We start from the raw sequence: 18,963 nt of genomic DNA on the forward strand, positions 1-18,963 counted from the left end.
GAGCGCCAGCGAGTAGCCGTTCGGCCACTCGCTGGCGCTCGTAGCCACAGCTAAAGTCCAAAGGCAAAGAGCGATTGGTATTAGCTCTCGTAACGGCGGGGGAGGACGACGCGGAACGTCGTGCCTGTCTCCGCTGAAGTCGCGACCTCGAGACTGGCGTCCAGCAATTCGCAAAGCCGTTTCACAATTGAAAGTCCGATGCCTTCGCCGGGACGCTGGTCGGCCGGACGCAGCGCCGGCGTGCTGCCGGGAGCGGGAACCAGCACCTGGGAGGTTTCGCCCGCCAGCGCGGCCGATTTTTCGTCCGACTCGCGCGCACTTGCCGTGGCTTCCTTGAGCCCGACCACCATGGGCGCGCTGGGTCCGGCCTGCAGTCCGGGCCCGGTGTCCTTGACCATCAGCCACCAGTTCTCCGCTTCCTCGCCCAGACTCACGACCACTCCTCCCCGCTCCGTGTACTTGAGCGCGTTCTGCAGGAGGTTTTGCAGGAGCCGCCGTACTTTGGCGGGGTCGCCTTCAACCGACAGTTCGCGCGGACCCTGGACTTCCAGAAACAAGCCGCGGTCGTCGGCGATGGGGCGCTGCGCGTCGCAGAGTTCGGCGACCAGGGAGCCGGCGTCGAATGTACTGAGGTCGCGGCGTTCACGGCCGGCCTCGAGGCGCGCCAATTCCGTGAGATCGCCGAGCATGGCGGTGACGGACTCCACGCCGCGTTGCAGCAGTTGGGCGAACTCGACCCGCTGGGTTTCGGCGATGTCGGCTCCACCGAGGAGTTTCGCCGCCACGGTGACGCCGAAAACATTGCCGTTGAGGTCATGGACGGCCTCGTGGATGAGGGCGGCCCGGCGCGCTTCGATGGCATTGATGCTGGCCAGCGCGCGCTCGAGGTCGCCCATGCGCCCGGTCGCCTCGGCCCGTTGCATGCGTTCATATTGGGCGGCGCTTTCTGAAATCGATTCATTCACCAGGGCGATCAGCTGACGGTGGGCTTCGTCCAGCGCGCGGGGCTGGAACTCGGGGCGGGTCCCCGCAAAGGCTGCCACCTCGTCGAAGAGGCAGAGCTGAAGATGGCCCCACTCGTGCAGGAGCTCCTGCAGCCGGTAGCCTTGCTGCCAGCGGTGCAGGCCGTGTTTCACCTCCTCCTCGTTTGAAGTGATGTCCGCGGCCCGGGCGTCCGCGCCGCCCGGACGGGACCGCAGCTTCCGCTCGAACGCGTCGAGCACCTGCGGAATGTGATCGTTGAACTGACCGCGCGTGAGCGAGCGTACGGTGGTCTGCTTGGGATCCGCGTCGGCCGCTTTTCGCCACGCTCCGAGGATCGCGTTGCGTCGCTTGGCCAGATACTCGCTGAGCTCGTTGAGCAGGTCGCCCGTGGATGGGATCATGAAATGGGTTTCGGGGTTTGCTGGTTGCGAAAACGGAAACCCTCGCTCCGGCCGCTCAACGTAGACGTTGCACTCTGCCCAGGTTGAACGGCGGGCGCAACTGCCGAGCGTGAGGTCGGGGCCGGGATGGCCGAACTAGGTGGTACGTCCGGTGCTTCGGAGTGGTTGAGTCGCGAGTGAGCGGCTCGCGGCTCCGGGCCTGGTGGCCCGGCGGGCGCGTGGTGAACGAATTCACCACGCGCGGAGTTGATTTTCGCGGCGAGCCGCTGCCATCTTGTCCGCTCGTGACCGGCTCCGCTTTCCCCGGAGTGCGGTTCTCCCTCCCCATCGTGATGACCCTTCGAACCCTGGTGCTGGCATTGAGCGTGGCTGCAGCCGTGGCCACCGCGGCGCCTGCGCCCGCGCCCAAGCCCTTTGCGATCAGCGGCATTTATCCGCACCTCGCGTACTTCAATCAGGAGAACGAATGCGGCACCGGCGCCGTCGTGCCGTGGGCGGACCGGCTCTGGGTGATCACGTACGCGCCGCACAAGCCGAAGGGATCGACCGACAAGCTCTACGAGATCACTCCGGACCTGCAGCAGATCATCCGTCCGGAAAGCATCGGCGGCACGCCGGCGAATCGTTTCATTCATCGCGAGTCGCAGCAGCTGTTCATCGGGCCCTACATCATCGATGCGCAGCGCCAGGTGCGGACGATTTCCTACGAGGCGATGTACGGCCGCCATACCGGCACCGCGCGGCATCTCTTCGATCCGGCGAACAAGGTCTACTATGCCACGATGGAGGAGGGCTTCTACGAGGTCGACGTGCGCACGCTCGCCGTGACCGAGCTGTTTCGCGACGAGCAGCTCAAGGATGGCCGCAAGGCCAACCTCCCCGGTTATCACGGGAAGGGTTTCTTCGCCGCCCAAGGCCTGCTCGTCTACGCCAACAACGGCGAGCACGGGAAGGAGGCGCAGGCCAGGCCCGACGTTCCCTCCGGCGTGCTCGCGTCCTGGGACGGCAAGAGCGACCAGTGGACCGTCGTCCGTCGCAACCAGTTCACCGAGGTCAGCGGCCCCGGTGGAATTTACGGCAACGAGAAGCCCGCGACCGATCCGTTGTGGTCGATTGGCTGGGATCATCGCTCGCTGATCCTCATGGTGCTCGATGGCGGCACGTGGCACAGCTACCGGTTGCCGAAGGCGAGCCACTCCTACGATGGCGCCCACGGCTGGAACACCGAGTGGCCGCGCATTCGCGAGATTGGCGAGGCGGATCTGTTGATGACGATGCACGGCTCGTTCTGGCGCTTTCCGAAAAACTTCGGCGTCGCGCACTCGGCGGGCATCACTCCGCGATCAAACTACGTGAAGGTGGTCGGCGACTTCGCCCGCTGGGGCGATCGCATCGTGCTGGGCTGCGACGACACCGCGCAGAGCGAATTCCTCAACAAGCGCAAGGCGAAGGGCAAACTCGTCGGTCCCGGGCAGTCGCAGTCGAATCTCTGGTTTGTCGAACCGGCGCAGCTCGATCAGTTCGGCCCCGCAATCGGCCGCGGCGCGGTCTGGTACGACGAGCCGGTGAAAAAGGACGAGGTCTCCGACGCCTTCTTGTTTTCGGGTTTCGACGAACGCGTCCTCCACCTGGCACACCAGGCGGCGGCGCCGGTCACGTTCACCCTCGAGGTCGACCGCGCCGGCAACAACCGGTGGAGCGAACTGCGCCGCGTGGAGGTCCCGGCCAGCGGTTACGTGGCCACGATTTTCACCGCCGCCGAAAAAGGCGCGTGGATTCGCGTGCGGGCCTCGCGCGATGCGCCGAAGGCCACGGCGTTCTTCTCGCTGCGCAATGTCGACAAACGCACAACTCAAGCCGACGCCCGTTTCGCCGGTCTCGCGAGCGCCACGAGCGCGACCCCGCGCGGCGGTTTGCTGCACGCGCGCGGCGCCGGCAAGAAAACCCTCGGCGTGACGGTCGGTGATGCGTTTTTCGAGATGGGCCCTGACATGCAGCTGCGCCGCAGCGATGAAGCGGGCGCGGTGACGTGGATGCAGACTAACCTCGCGATCCCGCGCGATGCGGTCGCGGTCGATGCTGCCTCGGTGATCTACACCGATGAAGCCGGCCAGCGTTTTCGGCTCCCGAAAGGCCGCGCCGATTACCGGCTCGAGGGGCCGCTGGGCTTCGAGCGCACGGTCCGCGAAGTCTGCACTGAGCGCGATCTGCTCAATGCCGGCGGCACGTTCTTCGAACTGCCCGCGGAAAACGCCGGCGGCATCGCGAAGCTGCGGCCGATCGCGACGCACAATCGCCGGATTCACGACTACGCCACGTGGCGCGGATTGCTTGTGATGTCGGGCGTCGCGACCGACGCCCCGACGGACAACCGCCACCTCATCCGCTCCGCCGACGGCCAGGCCGTCGTGTGGGTGGGCGCCGTCGATGATCTCTGGGCCTTCGGCAAACCCGTCGGCGTCGGCGGGCCGTGGAAGGACACCGCGGTGAAAGCCGGCGTGGCGTCCGATCGGTATTTGCTGACCGGCTACGATCGCAAGACCCTGACGTTGTCGCACCAGGCCGCCGGCCCCGCGCGCATCAAGGTTGAAGTCGATCTCACCGGCACCGGCACCTGGGTCGAGTACGCCGCGCTCGACGTGCCCGCGGGCCAGACCACGACGCACCGTTTCCCCGCCGGCTTCCAGGCGTACTGGCTGCGGGTGTCCGCCAACCTCGACACCACCGCCACCGCGTGGCTGGTTTATGAGTAAACCGAAGCCTTTCCCGATCACGCCTTGAACTGAATGTGGGCGGGGTGAGGGCACCCCGCCTGCGCCCAGCTATCTCTTACTGATTTCCATGAAACGTCTCATTCCCCTCGTCACCCTTGCGCTGTTCGCCGCGCTGCCGGCGCGCGCCGCCGATCGCCTGCTCGTCGAAGCGGAAAGCTTTTCGGCCCACGGCGGCTGGTCGCTCGACACCCAGTTCATCGACCTGATGGGCTCGCCGTACTTGATCGCCCACGGCCTCGGCCAGCCGGTCAAGGACGCCGCGACCACGGTCGAGTTTCCCGCCACTGGCACGTACCGCGTGTGGGTGCGCACCAAGGATTGGGTCGCGCACTGGCAGGCGCCCGGCGCGCCGGGTAAATTCCAAGTGCTGGTCAACGGCACGCCGCTCGCGGAAACCTTCGGCACGAAGAGTGCCGTGTGGTTCTGGCACGACGGCGGCACGGTCACCATCGCCGACCGCAAGACCCCGCTCGCGTTGCGCGATCTCACGGGCTTCGACGGCCGGTGCGACGCGATCTATTTCACCAGCGATCTGAAGGAGACGCCGCCCAACGATTCCGCGCCGCTCTCGTCGTGGCGCAAGACCGCGCTCTCGCTGCCCGCGAAGCCCGAGGACATGGGCGAGTTCGATCTCGTCGTCGTCGGCGGCGGCTACGGCGGCATGGGCAGCGCGATTTCCGCGGCGCGCATGGGCTTGAAAGTGGCGCTGATCCAGAATCGTCCGGTCCTCGGCGGCAACGGCAGCTCCGAGGTGCGCGTGTGGGCGATGGGGCTCATCCGTCGCGGCAAGTACCCGCACATCGGCGAGATGATCGAGGAGTTCGCCGACAAGGCGAAGAACTCGCCGGGCACGTACGAGGAATTTGGTGACGCCCAGAAGGAGGCGCACGTCCGCGCCGAGAAGAATATTTCCCTCTTCCTCAACGAGCACGTGTATGCCTCCGAGACGAAGGACAGCCGGATCACATCCGTCACGTCGCTCAACACCACCAACAGCCGCGAAAAGAAATTCCGCGGCAAGTATTTCGTCGACTGCACCGGCCACGGCAACCTCGCCCACCTCGCCGGAGCGAAGTACGAGATCGAGCTCAAGGATCTGCTCGGCATGAGCAACATGTGGGTGTGGAGCAACGCCGAGGCGCCGCGCACGTTTCCCGAGACGCCCTGGGCGCTCGACCTGAAAATGGACGACTTTCCGTATCCGAAGGTCGGCAAGGCCGACATGAAGGACAAGGGCAAGGGCGAGTGGTTTTGGGAGAGCGGCTTCAACAAGCATCCGATCAATGATCTTGAAACCATCCGCGACTGGAACCTGCGCGCGGTGTTCGGCGCGTTCAACGCGATGAAGAATCGCGACGGCAAGGCCGAGCATCCCAACGCGAAGCTCGACTGGGTCGCCTACATCGGCGGCACGCGCGAGTCGCGGCGGATCGTCGGCGACGTGATGCTCACGCACGAGGACATCATCACGAAGAAGGAATTTCCCGACGGCTGCGTGCCCAGCACGTGGAGCATCGATCTGCATTTCGCGAAGAAGGAGTACGCGACGAAGTTCCCGGACAATCCCTTCATCTCGATCGCCGAGCACGATCGCCGCATCGATCGCGACTTCGGTTATCCGGTGCCCTATCGCTGTCTTTATTCGGTCAACATCTCGAACATGTTCATGGCGGGCCGGAACATCAGCGTGAGCGATCAGGCGCTCGGCACCGTGCGCGTCATGAAGACCATCGGCATGATGGGCGAGGTCGTCGGCAAGGCCGCCGCAGTGGCGTTGAAGCACAACGCCACGCCGCGCGACGTCTATACGCTGTATTGGTCCGAGATGGACACGCTGCTGAAACTGCCGGGCCGCGCGCGCAAGGCCGCGGACGCGACGTTCGACATCAGCGGCACGCCGCCGCCCCCGCTGGACGATGCGGGCGGTCGTGGCGGTGGCGTGCAACTCGCCGCGCTCAAGGGCGTGGTCGTGGACAACCGCGCCGCCAAGCTCGCCGGTAACTGGACGCCGGGCACCGGTCTCGATCACGTCGGCTCCGACTATCAATACGGCCGCGGCGCGGGCGTGAAGGCGTTGTTCGAACTAGCGATTCCGGCGGACGGCCGCTACGAGGTGCGTTTCGCCACGGCCCCGCACGAAAACCGCGCGAGCAACACGGCGGTGACGGTGCGCAGCGCCGACGGCGACAAGAAGGTCATCGTGAACCAGAAGAAGGCCGGCCCGATCGACAACCGCTGGGTGTCGCTCGGCGTTTTTCGCTTCGTCAAAGGGCAAATGAGCGCCGTCGAAGTGAACGCCGAAGGAGCCGACGGCAACGTTCACATCGATGCGGTGCAGGCCCTGCCGGTGCCGTGAGGCGTGCCCGGGCGTGGCTACGAGCGCCAGCGAGTGGATGGATGACCACTCGTTGGCGATTTCAGCCGCACGTGGGACAGTCCTCGCCTCGGGCGACCACGTCCGTGAGCCGTGCAGGCAGTCCATCGCGTTGAACGAACCGCGATGAAGCAGCTTGCCCTCCAACTCTACCGCCTCGCGGTGGTCGTGGCGGTGGCGTGGCTGATTCGCGACCTTGCGGTCCGCCAGCGCACGCACGGTGATTCGCCCATTCGCGTCGAGGAAGTGAAGGGCCTGTTGCCGGATGCGGCGGCGCTGCGGCCCGACAGTTCGGCGCGCGACGGATTGTTCATCTTGGATCGCGCGGGACGTGACCTCGGCTACGTCGTGCGCACGCAACCGCAGTGTCGCGACATCATCGGTTATGCCGGCGTGACCGACGCCCTCGTGATCCTCGATCGGGAATGGAAGATTCTCGGCCTGCGCGTGCACGCCTCGGAGGACACGCAGGATTACATCGACAACATCACGCTCGACCGGCGTTTCCTGAAGAAGTGGAACGGCCTGACGTGGGACGCCGCCGCGGCGCTCGATCTCAAAGCGGCCGGCATCGAGGGCGTTTCCGGAGCAACGATGACCAGCATGGCGATCGCGCAGAGCGTGAAGGCGCGGCTGCAGGCGAGTGCGCAGGAGATGACGGTGCGTCCCGTCTGGCGGATCGGCTGGCGCGATGCCGGCGCGGGCATCGTGATCGTGCTCGCCGGGATCATGGCGTTTGGCCGGTCCGAGTGGCGGCACCGCTGGAAGCGTCCGTACCAAGTCGCCCTCGTCGTCTACGTCGGTTTTGTCGCCGGCGATCTCATCGCCCTCAAACTCATCGCGGGCTGGACGCGCGGCGGGATTCCGTGGAGCACGGCGCCCGGGCTCGCGCTGCTCATGGCCGCGGCCTTCGTGGTGCCGTGGACGACGCGGAAACCGTTTTACTGTCACCATATTTGTCCCCATGGCGCGGCGCAGGAACTCATCGGCCAGATTCGTCCGACGCGTTTTCAGGTGACGCTTCCCGCCAGCGTGATCCGCGGTCTGGAATACCTGCCGGCCGGTCTGCTGGTGCTCACGCTGATGGTCGTGATGCTGGCGCTGCCGCTTGATCTCGCCGGGCTTGAACCCTTCGCGGCGTATGGCGTGCGCGCCGCGGGCTGGGCGACGATCAGCGTGGCGGTGGTCGGACTCGTCGCATCCTTCTTCGTGCCGCAGGCGTATTGCCGGTTTGGATGCCCGACGGGCGCGCTGCTCAACTTCGTGCGCGCGCGCGGGCCGTCCGATCGTTTCTCACGCCGCGATGCGGCGGCGCTGCTGCTGGTCGCGCTCGCCCTCGGGCTCAACTGGAACTACCTCTCGGTGATCCTGTGGATCAAGGGCGTGCCGTGAGTCTGGTCCGCAAGACGCGCCGTGCTGTAGCTACGAGCGCCAGCGAGTGGATGTCGCCCACCATGGTTGCGCGTTTCACTCGCTGGCGCTCGTGGCCACCGGCTCGGCGTATCGTAGCGTTAGTGACCATGGCAGCCTCCGGGCTGACAGCGGCCGAGTCCGTCAGCGTGTCCGGCCGCGCGATGGGCACGACGTGGACGGTGACGTGGGTACAGCCCGAAACGGCGGTGGCGTCCGCCGTGATTGCAGGCGCGGTGGCGGAGCGACTCGAGGCGCTGGAACAGATCTTCTCCACCTACCGTGAGCAGTCGGAGCTGATGCGCTTCAATGCGACCCAGCGCGCCGACTGGCTTCCCGTTTCGCCGGAGTTGGCGCAGCTGGCGGCGGAGTCGCGACGAATCAGCGCGGTGACCGACGGCGCGTTCGATGTGACCGTACAGCCGCTCGTGGTGCTGTGGGGCTTTGGGCCGACGCGCCGGACGGGAGCGTTGCCCACTAGGGAGGAAGTCAACCGCGCCCGCGCGCGCGTCGATTGGCGGCAACTCGAGGTCCAGCGCGCACCACCGGCGCTGCGCAAAGGGCGCGTCTCCGTGGCGGCGGATTTTTCGTCGATGGCGAAGGGATTCGCGGCGGACGCCGTTGGCGATCAGTTGGTGTTCATCGGGGTGGGCAACCATCTCGTCCAGGTCGGCGGTGATGTGCGGGCGCGCGGCGGGGGGATCGATGGACGCGGTTGGTCGGCGGCGATCGAGGAGCCGCGGGACGGGCCGCGTGCGATTGCGACGGTGGTGCAGCTGGACGGAAGGGCGCTCTCGACGTCGGGCGATTACCGCAATCACTTCGTGCAGGACGGCCGGCGCTACGGCCACATCATCGATCCGCGCACCGGTGAGCCGGTGAATCACGATCTGGCGGCGGTCAGTGTCGTCCACGTTTCGTCGGCGTTATCGAGCGCCTGGGCGACCGCGCTTTTCGTGCTCGGCTCCGACGCCGGCGGGCGGGTGGCGTTGGAGCAGAAGATCGCAGCGCTGTTTTTCGTGCGGGAAGGATCACGGATCGTGCGACGCCCGACGCCGGAGTTTGCGCGGAGCTTGCCGTGAAGGGTTTGCCCTGGGACCGCGACCGCCCCCGGTCGCTCCGAACCGAATGCGACCGGGGGCGGTCGCGGTCCCAGGGCAAACACTGCATCCGAGCGTTGACGCCCTCGTCGACGCACCTTTCGTTGCGCGTCTTGCACGCGGCGCCACCCCAGCCCACGCCTGACCGGTTTTCTGCAGCGGAGCGTTGCGCTGCTGCCGGCTTTGTTGTTTTTGCGCGCCCCTTCGCGTGATGCGCGGGCCAGACTGACTTTCTCGCCCTTCCGCCCCGCGCATGTCTGCCCCCTTCTCTGAACGCCTGCGTGCCCTTGGTCCCGGCTTGGTGCTGGCGGCGGCGGGCATTGGCGCGGGCGATGTCGTGGTGGCGTCGGTGACGGGTATCAAGTTCGGCACGACGCTGCTCTGGGCGGTGGTGTTCACGGCGGCCTTGAAGTTCGTGATCACGGAGGCGCTCGCGCGCTGGCAGCTCGCGACCGGTGAAACGCTGGTGCGCGGCTGGGTGTTGCGGTTGCCGCGCTGGGTGGCCGTGGTGTTTGCGGTCTACCTGCTGTTCTGGACGTTCATGGTCGGCGCGTCGCTGAGCAGTGCGTGCGGGCTGGCGGGAGCGAGCCTCGTGCCCGCGTTATCGGTGGCGCACTGGGGCGCGCTGCACGCGATCGTGGCGGCGTTGCTGGTGGCTTTGAACCGGTACGCGCAATTCCAGCGCGTGATGAAGGGCCTGATCGGCGTCATGGCGCTGTGCGTGCTCGGGTGCGCGGTCCTGATCCGCCCCGATGTCGCGGCCGTGGCGCGCGGGTTGTTCGTGCCGACGCTCCCGGCGTCGGGCGGTGGCGCGCAGGTGCTCGCGTTGCTCGGCGGCATCGGCGGGAGCCTTACGGTGATTTGCTACGGCTACTGGATGCGGGCGGCGGCGTGGCGGGGCGCGGAAAAGCTCGCGACGGTGCGCGCCGATGTGCGGCTGGCGTATGTGTTCACCGGACTTTTTGGCGTGGCCTTGATCGTGATCGCCGCGGGCGTGGATGCGAAGGCGTCGGGTGGCGCGCGCATCGCCCTCGAGATTGCCGCGCGGCTCGAAACGGTCGCGGGGCCGTGGGTGCGCGGGGTGTTTCTCGCGGGCTTCTGGTGCACGGTGTTCACCGCGATGCTGGGCGTGTGGCAGGGCGTCCCGCAGGTGTACGTCGATCTGGTGTCGGCGTGGCGGGATCGCAGTGCAGGAGTGGGCCGAACCGCGGAAACGGGATCAGCCCGCAGCGGAGCGGATATCCGATCGGCCGAGCCGCTTAGTCGTGCAGTCACGGGCGCGCCGGCGTCTTTGAACGCAGGTTCGGGTCGACGCATTTACCTCGCGGCGCTCGGCTTTCTGGCGGGGCCGCCGCTCGTCTTGCTGTGGCACAAGGAACCGGTGGGCGTGGTCGTGGCGTTCTCGATCACGGGGGCGTTCGTGATGCCGTTCCTTGCGGCGACCTTGCTCTATCTCAACAATCGCCGCGACTGGATGGGCGCGCTCGCGAACCGCCGGCTGGGCAACGTCGCCCTGATCGTGTGCCTCGTGGTCTTCGGCACCGTGTGTGTGGCCGAGGTGGTGCGGGTGTGGGGACAGTAGCCAGGCGGGCGGGGCGGCGCATGGAGTCGGCTGCAGCGCAGAGGGCGAAGGCTCCACGCGCTGGCGCTCGCAGCCACGGGGAACGCATCGGCCTTGAAACGCGGCCGCATGCGGTTGAAGCCGCGTCGAACCGGCGGGCGCCCTAATTCTTTCCCGCCCACGCGGCGTCGAGCTTGAACAGGCGCTCGGCGTTTGCGTGATAGAACTGCTCGAGCACGGCGCGGGGCAGGTTCAACGCCTGGACCTTGCGACCGTTGTACGTCGTTTCACCGGAGCCCGCGTAATAATCCCAGTCGGCCTGGTAACGCAGCTCGAGGCTGTTCGCGTGGCCCTGGCGCTGGGCGTCGGTGGGCGGTTGCGTCCGCCGCAGCGGCATCCAGCCGGCGTCGACGCCGTAGAGGATGCGGTTCGGATATTTCAGGAAGAGCGCGCGCACCTTCTCGCTCGGGTGGCGCGTGAGGTTGCGCGTGCGCGCCGCGACCTCGATGTGGAAATTCGGATACCGGTCGAGCCGCTCCGCGATGCCTTCGAGATCATGTTCAAGGCTGCCGAGGTGCGCGCCGAGCACGACGAGCGTCGGGTGCTTCTTCATGATATTGTCGCGGGCGGCGATGATGGCGGCGTGGCTCGGGTATTCGGGTTTCCCGTACAGGTGCCACTGCGGATTCGTCGAGTAGTACGAGTAGTGGGAGCTGTCGGGGTCGAGCGGACGCCACGCGTCGATCGGCTCCGCGAGGTGGGCGTGCAGCGGTTTGCCCACTTTCGCGAGGTGCGCGTAGATCGGATCGAAGAGCGGATCGTCGGGCAGGATGAATTTGCCCGCGGGATTTTTGATCTCGATGCCGACTTCCTTCCAGATTTTCACGCCCACCGCGCCGCGCCTGAAGGCGCCGTCGAGCCAGGCGATGGCGCGATCGGCGTAGCCGGGCCGATCGCGATCGAGCAGATTGAAGGTCGTTGTGAACGGATACAGCGTCGGGTCCTTGCGGTAGAGCGAGACCGCGACCCGATCCATTTCCTCGAGCCGCCCGTCGCCGCCGGGGACGCACACATTGATCGTGCGGAGATTGATCCGGCGGAACAGCGCGTCGAACGCGGCCACGTCCTCGAAGATGTGCGAGTGGCAGTCGATCTTGCGGATCTCGGTGTAAGCCGGACGGGTTTCAGCGGCGCGAGTGAACGGGACGGAAACGGCGAGGAGCGCGAGCGTCAGCCGGAGCAGGAGGGCATTCATGGGGTGAGGCGCAGAATGGCTGAACCTGCGTTTTGGGGGCAAGCCGGCGCTCGACGAATCGGCGCAGTCCGCCCACTGCTGGCGGGCCCCGATTTCCGCGCCCGCGGGAATCACGTTCTCCTGCAACCGACCCGGCCGCTTCATGCCGGGTCAGCCTTTGGTGGATGGCTGCGCCATCTCGAAAGTCCCATGAAGCTGATCTCATTTCTCTTCCTCATCGTCACCGCCAGCGTCGTTCGGCTGATCGCGGCCGAGCCGGCGGCGGCCGATGCCCGCGATCAAATCGAGGCCCTGCGCGCCGAAATCGCGCGGCACGACCGGCTGTATCATCGCCAGGCCGAGCCGGTCATCGATGACGCGGCCTACGACCAGCTGAAACGCCGCCTCGCCGAACTGGAGCGGGCGCACCCGGACGCGGCGACAGCGGCGGTCCCGTTGGCGCCGATCGGCGACGATCGGTCCGGACACTTTCCCCACTACCGGCATCGCGAGCGCATGCTCAGCCTCGACAAGGCGTACGCCGAGGCGGAAGTCCGGGCGTTCCACGCGCGACTCGTGAAAATGCTCGGTCGGGACGATCTCGAATTTGTCGTGGAACCCAAGTTCGACGGGCTCGCGATCAGCGTGACCTACGAGCGCGGCCGGCTCGTGCGCGCGGTCACGCGGGGCAACGGCATCGAGGGCGACGACATCACCGCGAATGTCGGGTTGATCGACGGCCTGCCGCGCACGTTGACCGCTACGATGGAACACCCATGGCCGGAGATCGTCGAGGTGCGCGGCGAGATTCATGTGCCGCTCGAGACGTTCGCCCGGTTGAACGCCGAGCGCGAGGCCGCGGGGGAAACGGGTTTCGCGAATCCGCGCAACCTTGCGGCGGGCACGGTGCGGCAAGCCGACGCCCGCTCCGTGGGGTCGCGCGGCCTGCGCGTGGTGTTCTTCGGGCTCGGGGCGTGCGAGCCCGCGGCCGCGCAACCGGCGACGCAACAGCGCCTGCACGCGGCGTTGCGCGCGTGGGGCCTGCCCGTGATACCCGAGGTGTGGCCGGCGCGCGGGGCGGATGAACTCGTGCGGGCGATTGCGGCGGTCGGTCGCGCGCGCGGCGAGTTTCCCTTTCCCACCGATGGTGCCGTCGTGAAGCTCGACGCCGTGGCGTTGCAGCGGGAGGCCGGATCGGGTGAGGCCGCACCGCGGTGGGCGCTCGCTTACAAGTTCGCGCCGGAACGAGCCGAGACGCGGCTCCGCGCGATCACGCTGCAAGTGGGGCGCACCGGTGTGCTGACCCCGGTCGCGGAATTGGTGCCCGTGGCGATTGCCGGATCCACGGTGACGCGGGCGACGCTGCACAATCGTGACGAGATTGCGCGGAAGGACATCCGGATCGGCGACTTCGTGTACCTCGAGAAGGCGGGCGATGTCATTCCCGCCGTCGTGGGCGTGAACCTCTCGCGCCGCCTCCCCGAGGCGCAGCCGTATCGCTTTCCCGTGGCGTGCCCGGCGTGCTACACGCCCGTGACCCGCGGTGACAGCGAGGTGGCGGTTCGTTGTCCCAACCTGGGCTGTCCGGCGCAACTGCGGCGACGGTTGGAGCATTTCGCCTCGAAGGCGTGCTTGGACATCGAAGGGCTGGGGCCGGCGATGATCGAGATTCTGGTCGGCGAAGGCTGGGTGCGGGAGCTGCCGGATCTTTACCGGCTGCGCCGCGCTGATCTGCTCGCCCTGGGCAGGAACAACGAAAAATCCGTCGACCGGTTGCTCGCCGGGATCGAGCGCAGCAAACGCGCGGACCTCTGGCGCGTCGTGCACGGGCTCGGCGTTCCGCAGGTCGGCGCCGCGACCGCCAAGGACTTGGCGCGACAATGCGGCAGTCTGGCGGGCGTCGCGGAGCTCGGGCCCAAAACGATCCCGGCCCTCGGCGATCTCCGTTTTCAGGGCGTGATCGCGGATCTGATCAGCGTCGGCGTCGGCGCGGAATCGGTGGCGGCGGTAACGGGGCGGTTGAAGGGCAGGGTGCTTGTGCTCACCGGGACGTTGCCGACGCTCACGCGAGCCGAGGTTACCGCGCGGATCGAGGCGGCGGGCGGCAAAGTGAGCAATGCCGTCAGCCGCCACACGCACTTCGTCGTCGCCGGCGCGGAACCGGGTTCGAAACTCAAACAAGCGCACGAATTCGGCGTGCCGGTCATCGACGAAGCGGAACTGCTGCGCCTCATCGCCGGGAAGTAGGTGAGCGGTGGGTCGGGCCGTTCGGCACGGCAACGCTGGATCCATGGTTGCGTCGGCGCGGGCGGCATTATCAGCGTAGTCGCGCTCACGTTTTCTTCCCCATGCCTTCGTTTCCACTCGTCGACACGCATCTTCATCTCTGGGACCCGGGGCGGTTGCGCTACCCGTGGCTCGCGGGGGTGCCGGCGTTGAATCGGAGTCATCTGATCGATGACTACCGCCGGGCCTGCGGCGCGGTCGACGTGGCGAAGATGGTGTTTGTGCAGTGCGACTGTGATCCGGCGCAGGCGCTCGACGAGGTGAACTGGGTCACCGACGTGGCGCGGCGCGATCCCCGGCTGCGCGGGATCGTGGCGCAGGCGTCGCTCGAGAGGGGCGAGGCGGCCGACGCCCACCTCGCGCAGCTGGCGAAAAATCCGCTGGTCAAGGGCGTCCGCCGGTTGATCCAGTCTGAGGCGGACGATGCGTTTTGCCTGCGCCCGGACTTTGTCCGCGGCGTGCAGCTGCTGCCGCGCCATGGTTTCAGTTTCGATCTGTGCATTCTGCACCGACAGCTGGCGGCTGCGATCGCACTCGTCCGGCAGTGTCCGCACGTGACGTTCGTCCTCGATCACATCGGCAAGCCCGACATCAAGTCCGGCCGGCTCGATCCGTGGCGGGCCGAGCTGCGGGAATTATCCCAATTGGAGAACGTGTGGTGCAAGGTGAGCGGGCTGGTCACCGAGGCGGATTTTGCGCGGTGGACGCCAGCGGACCTCCAGCCCTATCTCGATCACGTGTTCGCGTGCTTTGGGTTCGACCGCGTGATGTTCGGCGGTGACTGGCCGGTGAGCACGCAGGCGACGGAGTATCCGCGCTGGGTGGACACGGTGGACGACGCGCTGCGCGGTGCTACGGCGGACGAACTGCAGCGCTTCTACGTGCGCAACGCCCAGCGCGTGTACCGGCTTTGATACCGATCGCTCTTTGCCTTTGGACTTTAGCCACGATCGATCCAGAATTCCAAAAGCAAGGAGCGATTGGTATGAGACGGGAAGATTGGCGAAAAAGGAGGGAGCGTTGTCCGAACGCGCCGTCTGCCGAAAGGCGTCACAGTCCACTCGGCGGCTTGGGGACAAGCCGCGCTACCATCGGGCGATCGTTTGCGAAGCCCGCGGCGGCGAATTCAAGGTAGCTGGGCCAACGCCGCTCGCGCACGCACCTTGGCCGGCTCGTCGTGTTTCTCACGGGAGGGCATGGCGAGTCCGGCCGCAAAGGCAGCGCGGGCCTGCTCCGGCTCGTTGTTGGCGAGGTGGGCGAAGCCGAGTTCGAGCTGGTGTTGCAGCTGCGAAGGCTCGAGCTCCACGGCGCGTTTGAGATGCTTTACCGCTTCGGCCGTGGAGGCGTCGGGCAGGCCGCCGTAGAAGACGCGGACGACGACCCTGGCCGTGGTGCTGAGGGCGCTGACCTCGTGATTCCACCGGCCGAGCAGGTGATGCGCCCAGGCATAACCGGGGTCGAGGCTCAGGGCTCGTACGGTCTCCTCGCGTACCATGCGGGAGTACCTTACGCGATCGCGCGCGCCGCCTTGGAGGGCCAGTTTGCCGTAGCAAACCGCGAGACAGAGAACGCCCTCGGCGTTGCTGGGATCCGCGGCGACGGCCCGGCGCGAGTAGTCGAGCGCCCGTTCGACCATCTTTCGTTGTTCGGCCGGGTCTCCCAAATCCAGGGAGAGGTCGGAATAGAGCCGGGCGATCTTCCGGAGGACGGCGGCGTCGTCAGGGCGTGATTTTTCCGCGTCGAGAAACAATTCCAAGGCGCGGCGCGTGTCGAGTTGGGCTTCGGCCGCCAGCCCTTCGCGCACCAAGCTGTCGACGGTAGCCCGGGCGAGGGGCGTCAGGCAGCCAAGGGAGGCAACGAGCAGCAGGAAGCCGCGGGGTGGGCGCATTGCGAAGACAGGAGGCGAGAGGCGAGAGGCGAGAGGCGAGAGGCGAGAGGCGAGAGGCGAGAGGCGAGAGGCGAGAGGCGAGAGGTATTGTCGTTTGGAGAAATCCGCATTCCGCAATCCGAAATCCGCAATTCTCAGGGCTTGCGGAAGAGATAGTGGCTCACGAGCCATTCCTCGCCGTTGCGGTAACCCCAGAGCTCGGCGCAGGCCATGTAGAAAACGCGCCAGTAGGACCACCATTTCGTCTCGTGACCGGCACCGTAGGTGTCGGCCAAGAGCGGCATGATCTCGTCGCGATGGGCGTCCATGTTCTGCAGCCAGTGCTCGGCGGTCTGCTGGTAGTGGCGGCCATTGACCTTCCAGTCGGCGACGAGATGGAGATCGTCCTGGAACTGCATCAACAGATCGTGCGCCGGCATCTGGCCGCCGGTGAAAAAATACCGCGCCATCCAGTCGGTCGAGTCGCGCGGCACAAAGTGATACGACACGCGCGCGTGCGTGAAGATGTGCACGAACAAAAGCCCCTCGGGCTTCAGCCAGCGCGCGACGTTCGCGAGGAGGCGCTGGTAGTTTTTCATGTGTTCGAACATCTCGATCGACACGACGCGATCGAAGGCACCGGCCGGGGCCTCGAACGTGTTCATGTCGCGGGTGAGAATCCGCAGGTTGCCGAGTCCGCGGCGCCGCGCTTCAGCCTCGATGTACTCGCGTTGCGTGCGCGAATTCGAGACGCCCGTGATTTGGGAGTTCGGAAAGCGCTCGGCAAGATAGAGCGAAAGCGATCCCCAGCCGCAGCCAAGTTCGAGGATCGTCTGACCGTCGGTGATGCGCGCGCGCTCGACGTACAGCGCGAGCATGTGCGCCTCGGCCTCGTCCAGCGTCTCCGTGCCGATCGGGTAAAGGCAGCCCGAATATTTTAGGTGGCGGCCGAGACAGTGTTGGTAGAAGGCGGTCGGGACTTCGTAGTGCTGCTCGTTCGCGGCCCGGGTGTCTTCGGCGATGGGCCGGGTCTTGAGGTCGGCGACGTACGCCTCGCGATTGTAGCGCGCCGTCTCCTCGCGGACACGGTGGGCCAGCAGCCGGCGAATGCCGATCCGGATGAGCGTGTCGGGAACGAGATCCTTTTTGAGCAGCGTATCGATCATGGACGACATGGTACGGGTGAAGACCGGTGCAGGATGCGTGGTCGGTTCAGTGCGGGTGCGATCGCGTTGGGGACGACACCGTTCACGGTCGATCGCGGCGGAACCACGGCACGAACGCGCTCGTGGTCTGCTGGTAGCGGCGGTAGGCGTCGCCCTTGCTGCGCAGGCTCTGTTCCTCCGCCATCGGAATGCCGGTCACGCGCAGCAGGAGAAACAGGATGCCGGCGGGGCCGATGATCGCGAGCACGCCCCACGGCGACGCGAGGGCGAAGACGAAATAGCCGACCCAGATCAGCCACTCGAAAAAATAATTCGGATGACGGCTGTACCGCCACAATCCCACGTCGCAGACTTGGCCGCGATGGCGGTCGTCGCGTTTGAACGCGGCCAGCTGGGCGTCGGCCAGCGCCTCCCCGCTCAACGCCAGCAGCCAGATCAGTGCGCCGGCGATTTCCAGCGGGTGCAGGTGGGGCGTGGGATTCTGCACCGACACCAGAAACGCCACGCCCAGCGCGACGACCGACACGGCTTGGAGCTGGAAGAAGCCGAACATCTTCGCGTGAAAGTTTCCCGCCCAGTCGTGGCGCAGCTGAAGGTAACGGGTGTCTTCCGTCGGATGATGCCGCGCGACGCGCACGAGCAGATGCGTGCCAAGCCGGAGGCTCCACAACGCCGCCATGGCGGCGATCAACGCGCGGCGGATTTCCCAACCGCTGCCGGCCAGTGCGTAGAAGGTCGCGAGCGCGGCGAACGCATACGACCACGCGATGTCGACCACGCCGTAGTTGTTCAGCCGCCGCGAGAGGGCGTAGATCGCGGCAAAGCCGAGGCAGAGGGCAGCGGTGGCGACACCGGCGAGAGTAAGGGCGTTCATGCGGAGCGAGCGGCGGCGGCCCGGCGCAGCGCGGGGCGTATCAGCCAATACAGGACGGCGATGATCACCGGGGCGGAGATCGCCCACGCGGTGAAGGCGTGCACACCGGCCCAGCCGAAGCGTTGCAGAAACTCGAGGAACGTGCGGTCGCGAAATTCGCGGACCATTTCGCCGATCGTGAAATGCGCGCCTTCCGTGCGCCAGATCGCCTCGCCGACGCGCACGTACGCCAGGATCAGCGCGATTTGCAGGGGAGCGAGCAGCTGGTTCAGCGTTTGCAGGATCGGCTGGTTCATCCGCAGCCCAAGGCCCACGATGAAATTCAGCAGGGCCGTGAAGCCGAGGAACGGAAACAGCGAGCAGGCGGTGCCGACGGCGAGCGTGCGGGCGATTTGATCGGGAGCGACGCCCTGCTTGAGTTGCGCGAGGACTGGTTGCACGCAGCGCCGATACCAGAAGCCGCCGCGGACCGGTGCGGCCGGAGAGGGAGGCGCGATTGAAGCGGCGCTCATGCGAGCAGATAGACGGCGACGCTCAGCGCGGTGAGGATCGCAGGCAGCGCGAGCGTGCCGGGATTGCGCCGGCTCAACACCGGATCAAGTGAGCCATCGGCGGGCACGCGAAACAGCTCGCGAAGAAAATAGACCGCGATGGCAATGTTGCCGAGGGCGATGAGGGCGACGAACCACAGCAGGCGGGCGCCGAGGCTCTGTTCCTTCCAGGCGACCCAGACATAGACCGCGACGAACGCCCAGTACGCGTCGAACAGCGTCGCGATGAACCACGGGTGCTGAAACACCTCGCGCGGAATCGCGAACAACGGCGTGTGCAGGCTCGCCCACGAGGTGACCGCGAGCATCGACAACAGGATGACGATGAACAGACCGCGGAGGAAGAGGATCATGGGAGAGAGTGGAGGGTCGAGGAGTCGA

14 protein-coding genes are annotated in these 18,963 nt (G+C 66.6%); 7 read left to right on the top strand and 7 right to left on the bottom strand.

From position 1 onward, the window contains the following. Nucleotides 1-80 precede the first annotated feature (80 nt). On the bottom strand, nt 81-1,385 hold the full coding sequence (locus tag ACLJEU_RS03655; protein WP_414660927.1) for a sensor histidine kinase: 1,305 nt from the start codon (nt 1,383-1,385) through the stop codon (nt 81-83). Between the two features lie 332 nt (nt 1,386-1,717). Here ACLJEU_RS03655 and ACLJEU_RS03660 point away from each other — a divergent pair, with 332 nt between their 5' ends. From ACLJEU_RS03660 to ACLJEU_RS03680, 5 genes are all read left to right on the top strand, one after another. Next, on the top strand, nt 1,718-4,138 hold the full coding sequence (locus ACLJEU_RS03660) for a hypothetical protein (RefSeq protein WP_414660926.1): 2,421 nt from the start codon (nt 1,718-1,720) through the stop codon (nt 4,136-4,138). A gap of 88 nt (nt 4,139-4,226) precedes the next feature. After that, nucleotides 4,227-6,515 (top strand): FAD-dependent oxidoreductase, encoded by a 2,289-nt coding sequence (locus ACLJEU_RS03665; RefSeq protein ID WP_414660925.1) that lies wholly within the window; start codon nt 4,227-4,229, stop codon nt 6,513-6,515. Between the two features lie 144 nt (nt 6,516-6,659). Continuing rightward, complete coding sequence (locus tag ACLJEU_RS03670) at nt 6,660-7,925, top strand: FMN-binding protein (RefSeq protein WP_414660924.1); 1,266 nt, start codon at nt 6,660-6,662, stop codon at nt 7,923-7,925. Between the two features lie 128 nt (nt 7,926-8,053). Further along, entirely contained in the window at nt 8,054-9,025 is a 972-nt protein-coding gene (locus ACLJEU_RS03675) for an FAD:protein FMN transferase (protein WP_414660923.1), read from the top strand. A gap of 271 nt (nt 9,026-9,296) precedes the next feature. Next, entirely contained in the window at nt 9,297-10,625 is a 1,329-nt protein-coding gene (locus tag ACLJEU_RS03680) for an Nramp family divalent metal transporter (protein WP_414660922.1), read from the top strand. A gap of 142 nt (nt 10,626-10,767) precedes the next feature. Here the strand turns inward: ACLJEU_RS03680 and ACLJEU_RS03685 are convergent, their stop codons facing one another. Beyond that, nucleotides 10,768-11,859: an amidohydrolase family protein gene (locus ACLJEU_RS03685; protein WP_414660921.1), complete on the bottom strand. Its 1,092-nt coding sequence runs from the start codon at nt 11,857-11,859 to the stop codon at nt 10,768-10,770. Between the two features lie 189 nt (nt 11,860-12,048). On the opposite strand from ACLJEU_RS03685, the gene ligA reads away from it, so the two are divergent. Together ligA and ACLJEU_RS03695 are read left to right on the top strand one after the other, a co-directional pair. Further along, a complete protein-coding gene (gene ligA, locus ACLJEU_RS03690) occupies nt 12,049-14,085 on the top strand; it encodes an NAD-dependent DNA ligase LigA (protein ID WP_414660920.1) in 2,037 nt (678 codons plus the stop codon). A 101-nt stretch (nt 14,086-14,186) separates the two neighbouring features. Next, on the top strand, nt 14,187-15,038 hold the full coding sequence (locus ACLJEU_RS03695) for an amidohydrolase family protein (RefSeq protein ID WP_414660919.1): 852 nt from the start codon (nt 14,187-14,189) through the stop codon (nt 15,036-15,038). 212 nt (nt 15,039-15,250) lie between these two features. Here ACLJEU_RS03695 and ACLJEU_RS03700 read toward each other — a convergent pair whose 3' ends face one another. The 5 genes from ACLJEU_RS03700 to ACLJEU_RS03720 form a co-directional block, all read right to left on the bottom strand. After that, nucleotides 15,251-16,012 carry a tetratricopeptide repeat protein gene (locus tag ACLJEU_RS03700; RefSeq protein ID WP_414660918.1) on the bottom strand — a complete coding sequence of 254 codons (762 nt, stop codon included), beginning with the start codon at nt 16,010-16,012 and terminating at the stop codon, nt 15,251-15,253. 134 nt (nt 16,013-16,146) lie between these two features. Then, nucleotides 16,147-17,166 (bottom strand): SAM-dependent methyltransferase, encoded by a 1,020-nt coding sequence (locus ACLJEU_RS03705; RefSeq protein ID WP_414660917.1) that lies wholly within the window; start codon nt 17,164-17,166, stop codon nt 16,147-16,149. 73 nt (nt 17,167-17,239) lie between these two features. Beyond that, entirely contained in the window at nt 17,240-18,031 is a 792-nt protein-coding gene (locus ACLJEU_RS03710) for a DUF1295 domain-containing protein (RefSeq protein ID WP_414660916.1), read from the bottom strand. Then, entirely contained in the window at nt 18,028-18,543 is a 516-nt protein-coding gene (locus ACLJEU_RS03715) for a DUF2062 domain-containing protein (protein ID WP_414660915.1), read from the bottom strand. The genes ACLJEU_RS03710 and ACLJEU_RS03715 overlap by 4 nt, the downstream gene beginning before the upstream one ends. After that, the gene (locus tag ACLJEU_RS03720) at nt 18,540-18,935 is read right to left on the bottom strand and encodes a DUF1475 family protein (RefSeq protein WP_414660914.1); all 396 of its coding nucleotides are present in this window, start codon (nt 18,933-18,935) and stop codon (nt 18,540-18,542) included. The genes ACLJEU_RS03715 and ACLJEU_RS03720 overlap by 4 nt, the downstream gene beginning before the upstream one ends. Between the last annotated feature and the right edge of the window lie 28 nt (nt 18,936-18,963).

It is taken from the genome of Terrisphaera buseokensis (assembly GCF_047521145.2).
Taxonomy (GTDB): Bacteria; Verrucomicrobiota; Verrucomicrobiia; order Opitutales; family Opitutaceae; genus ER46.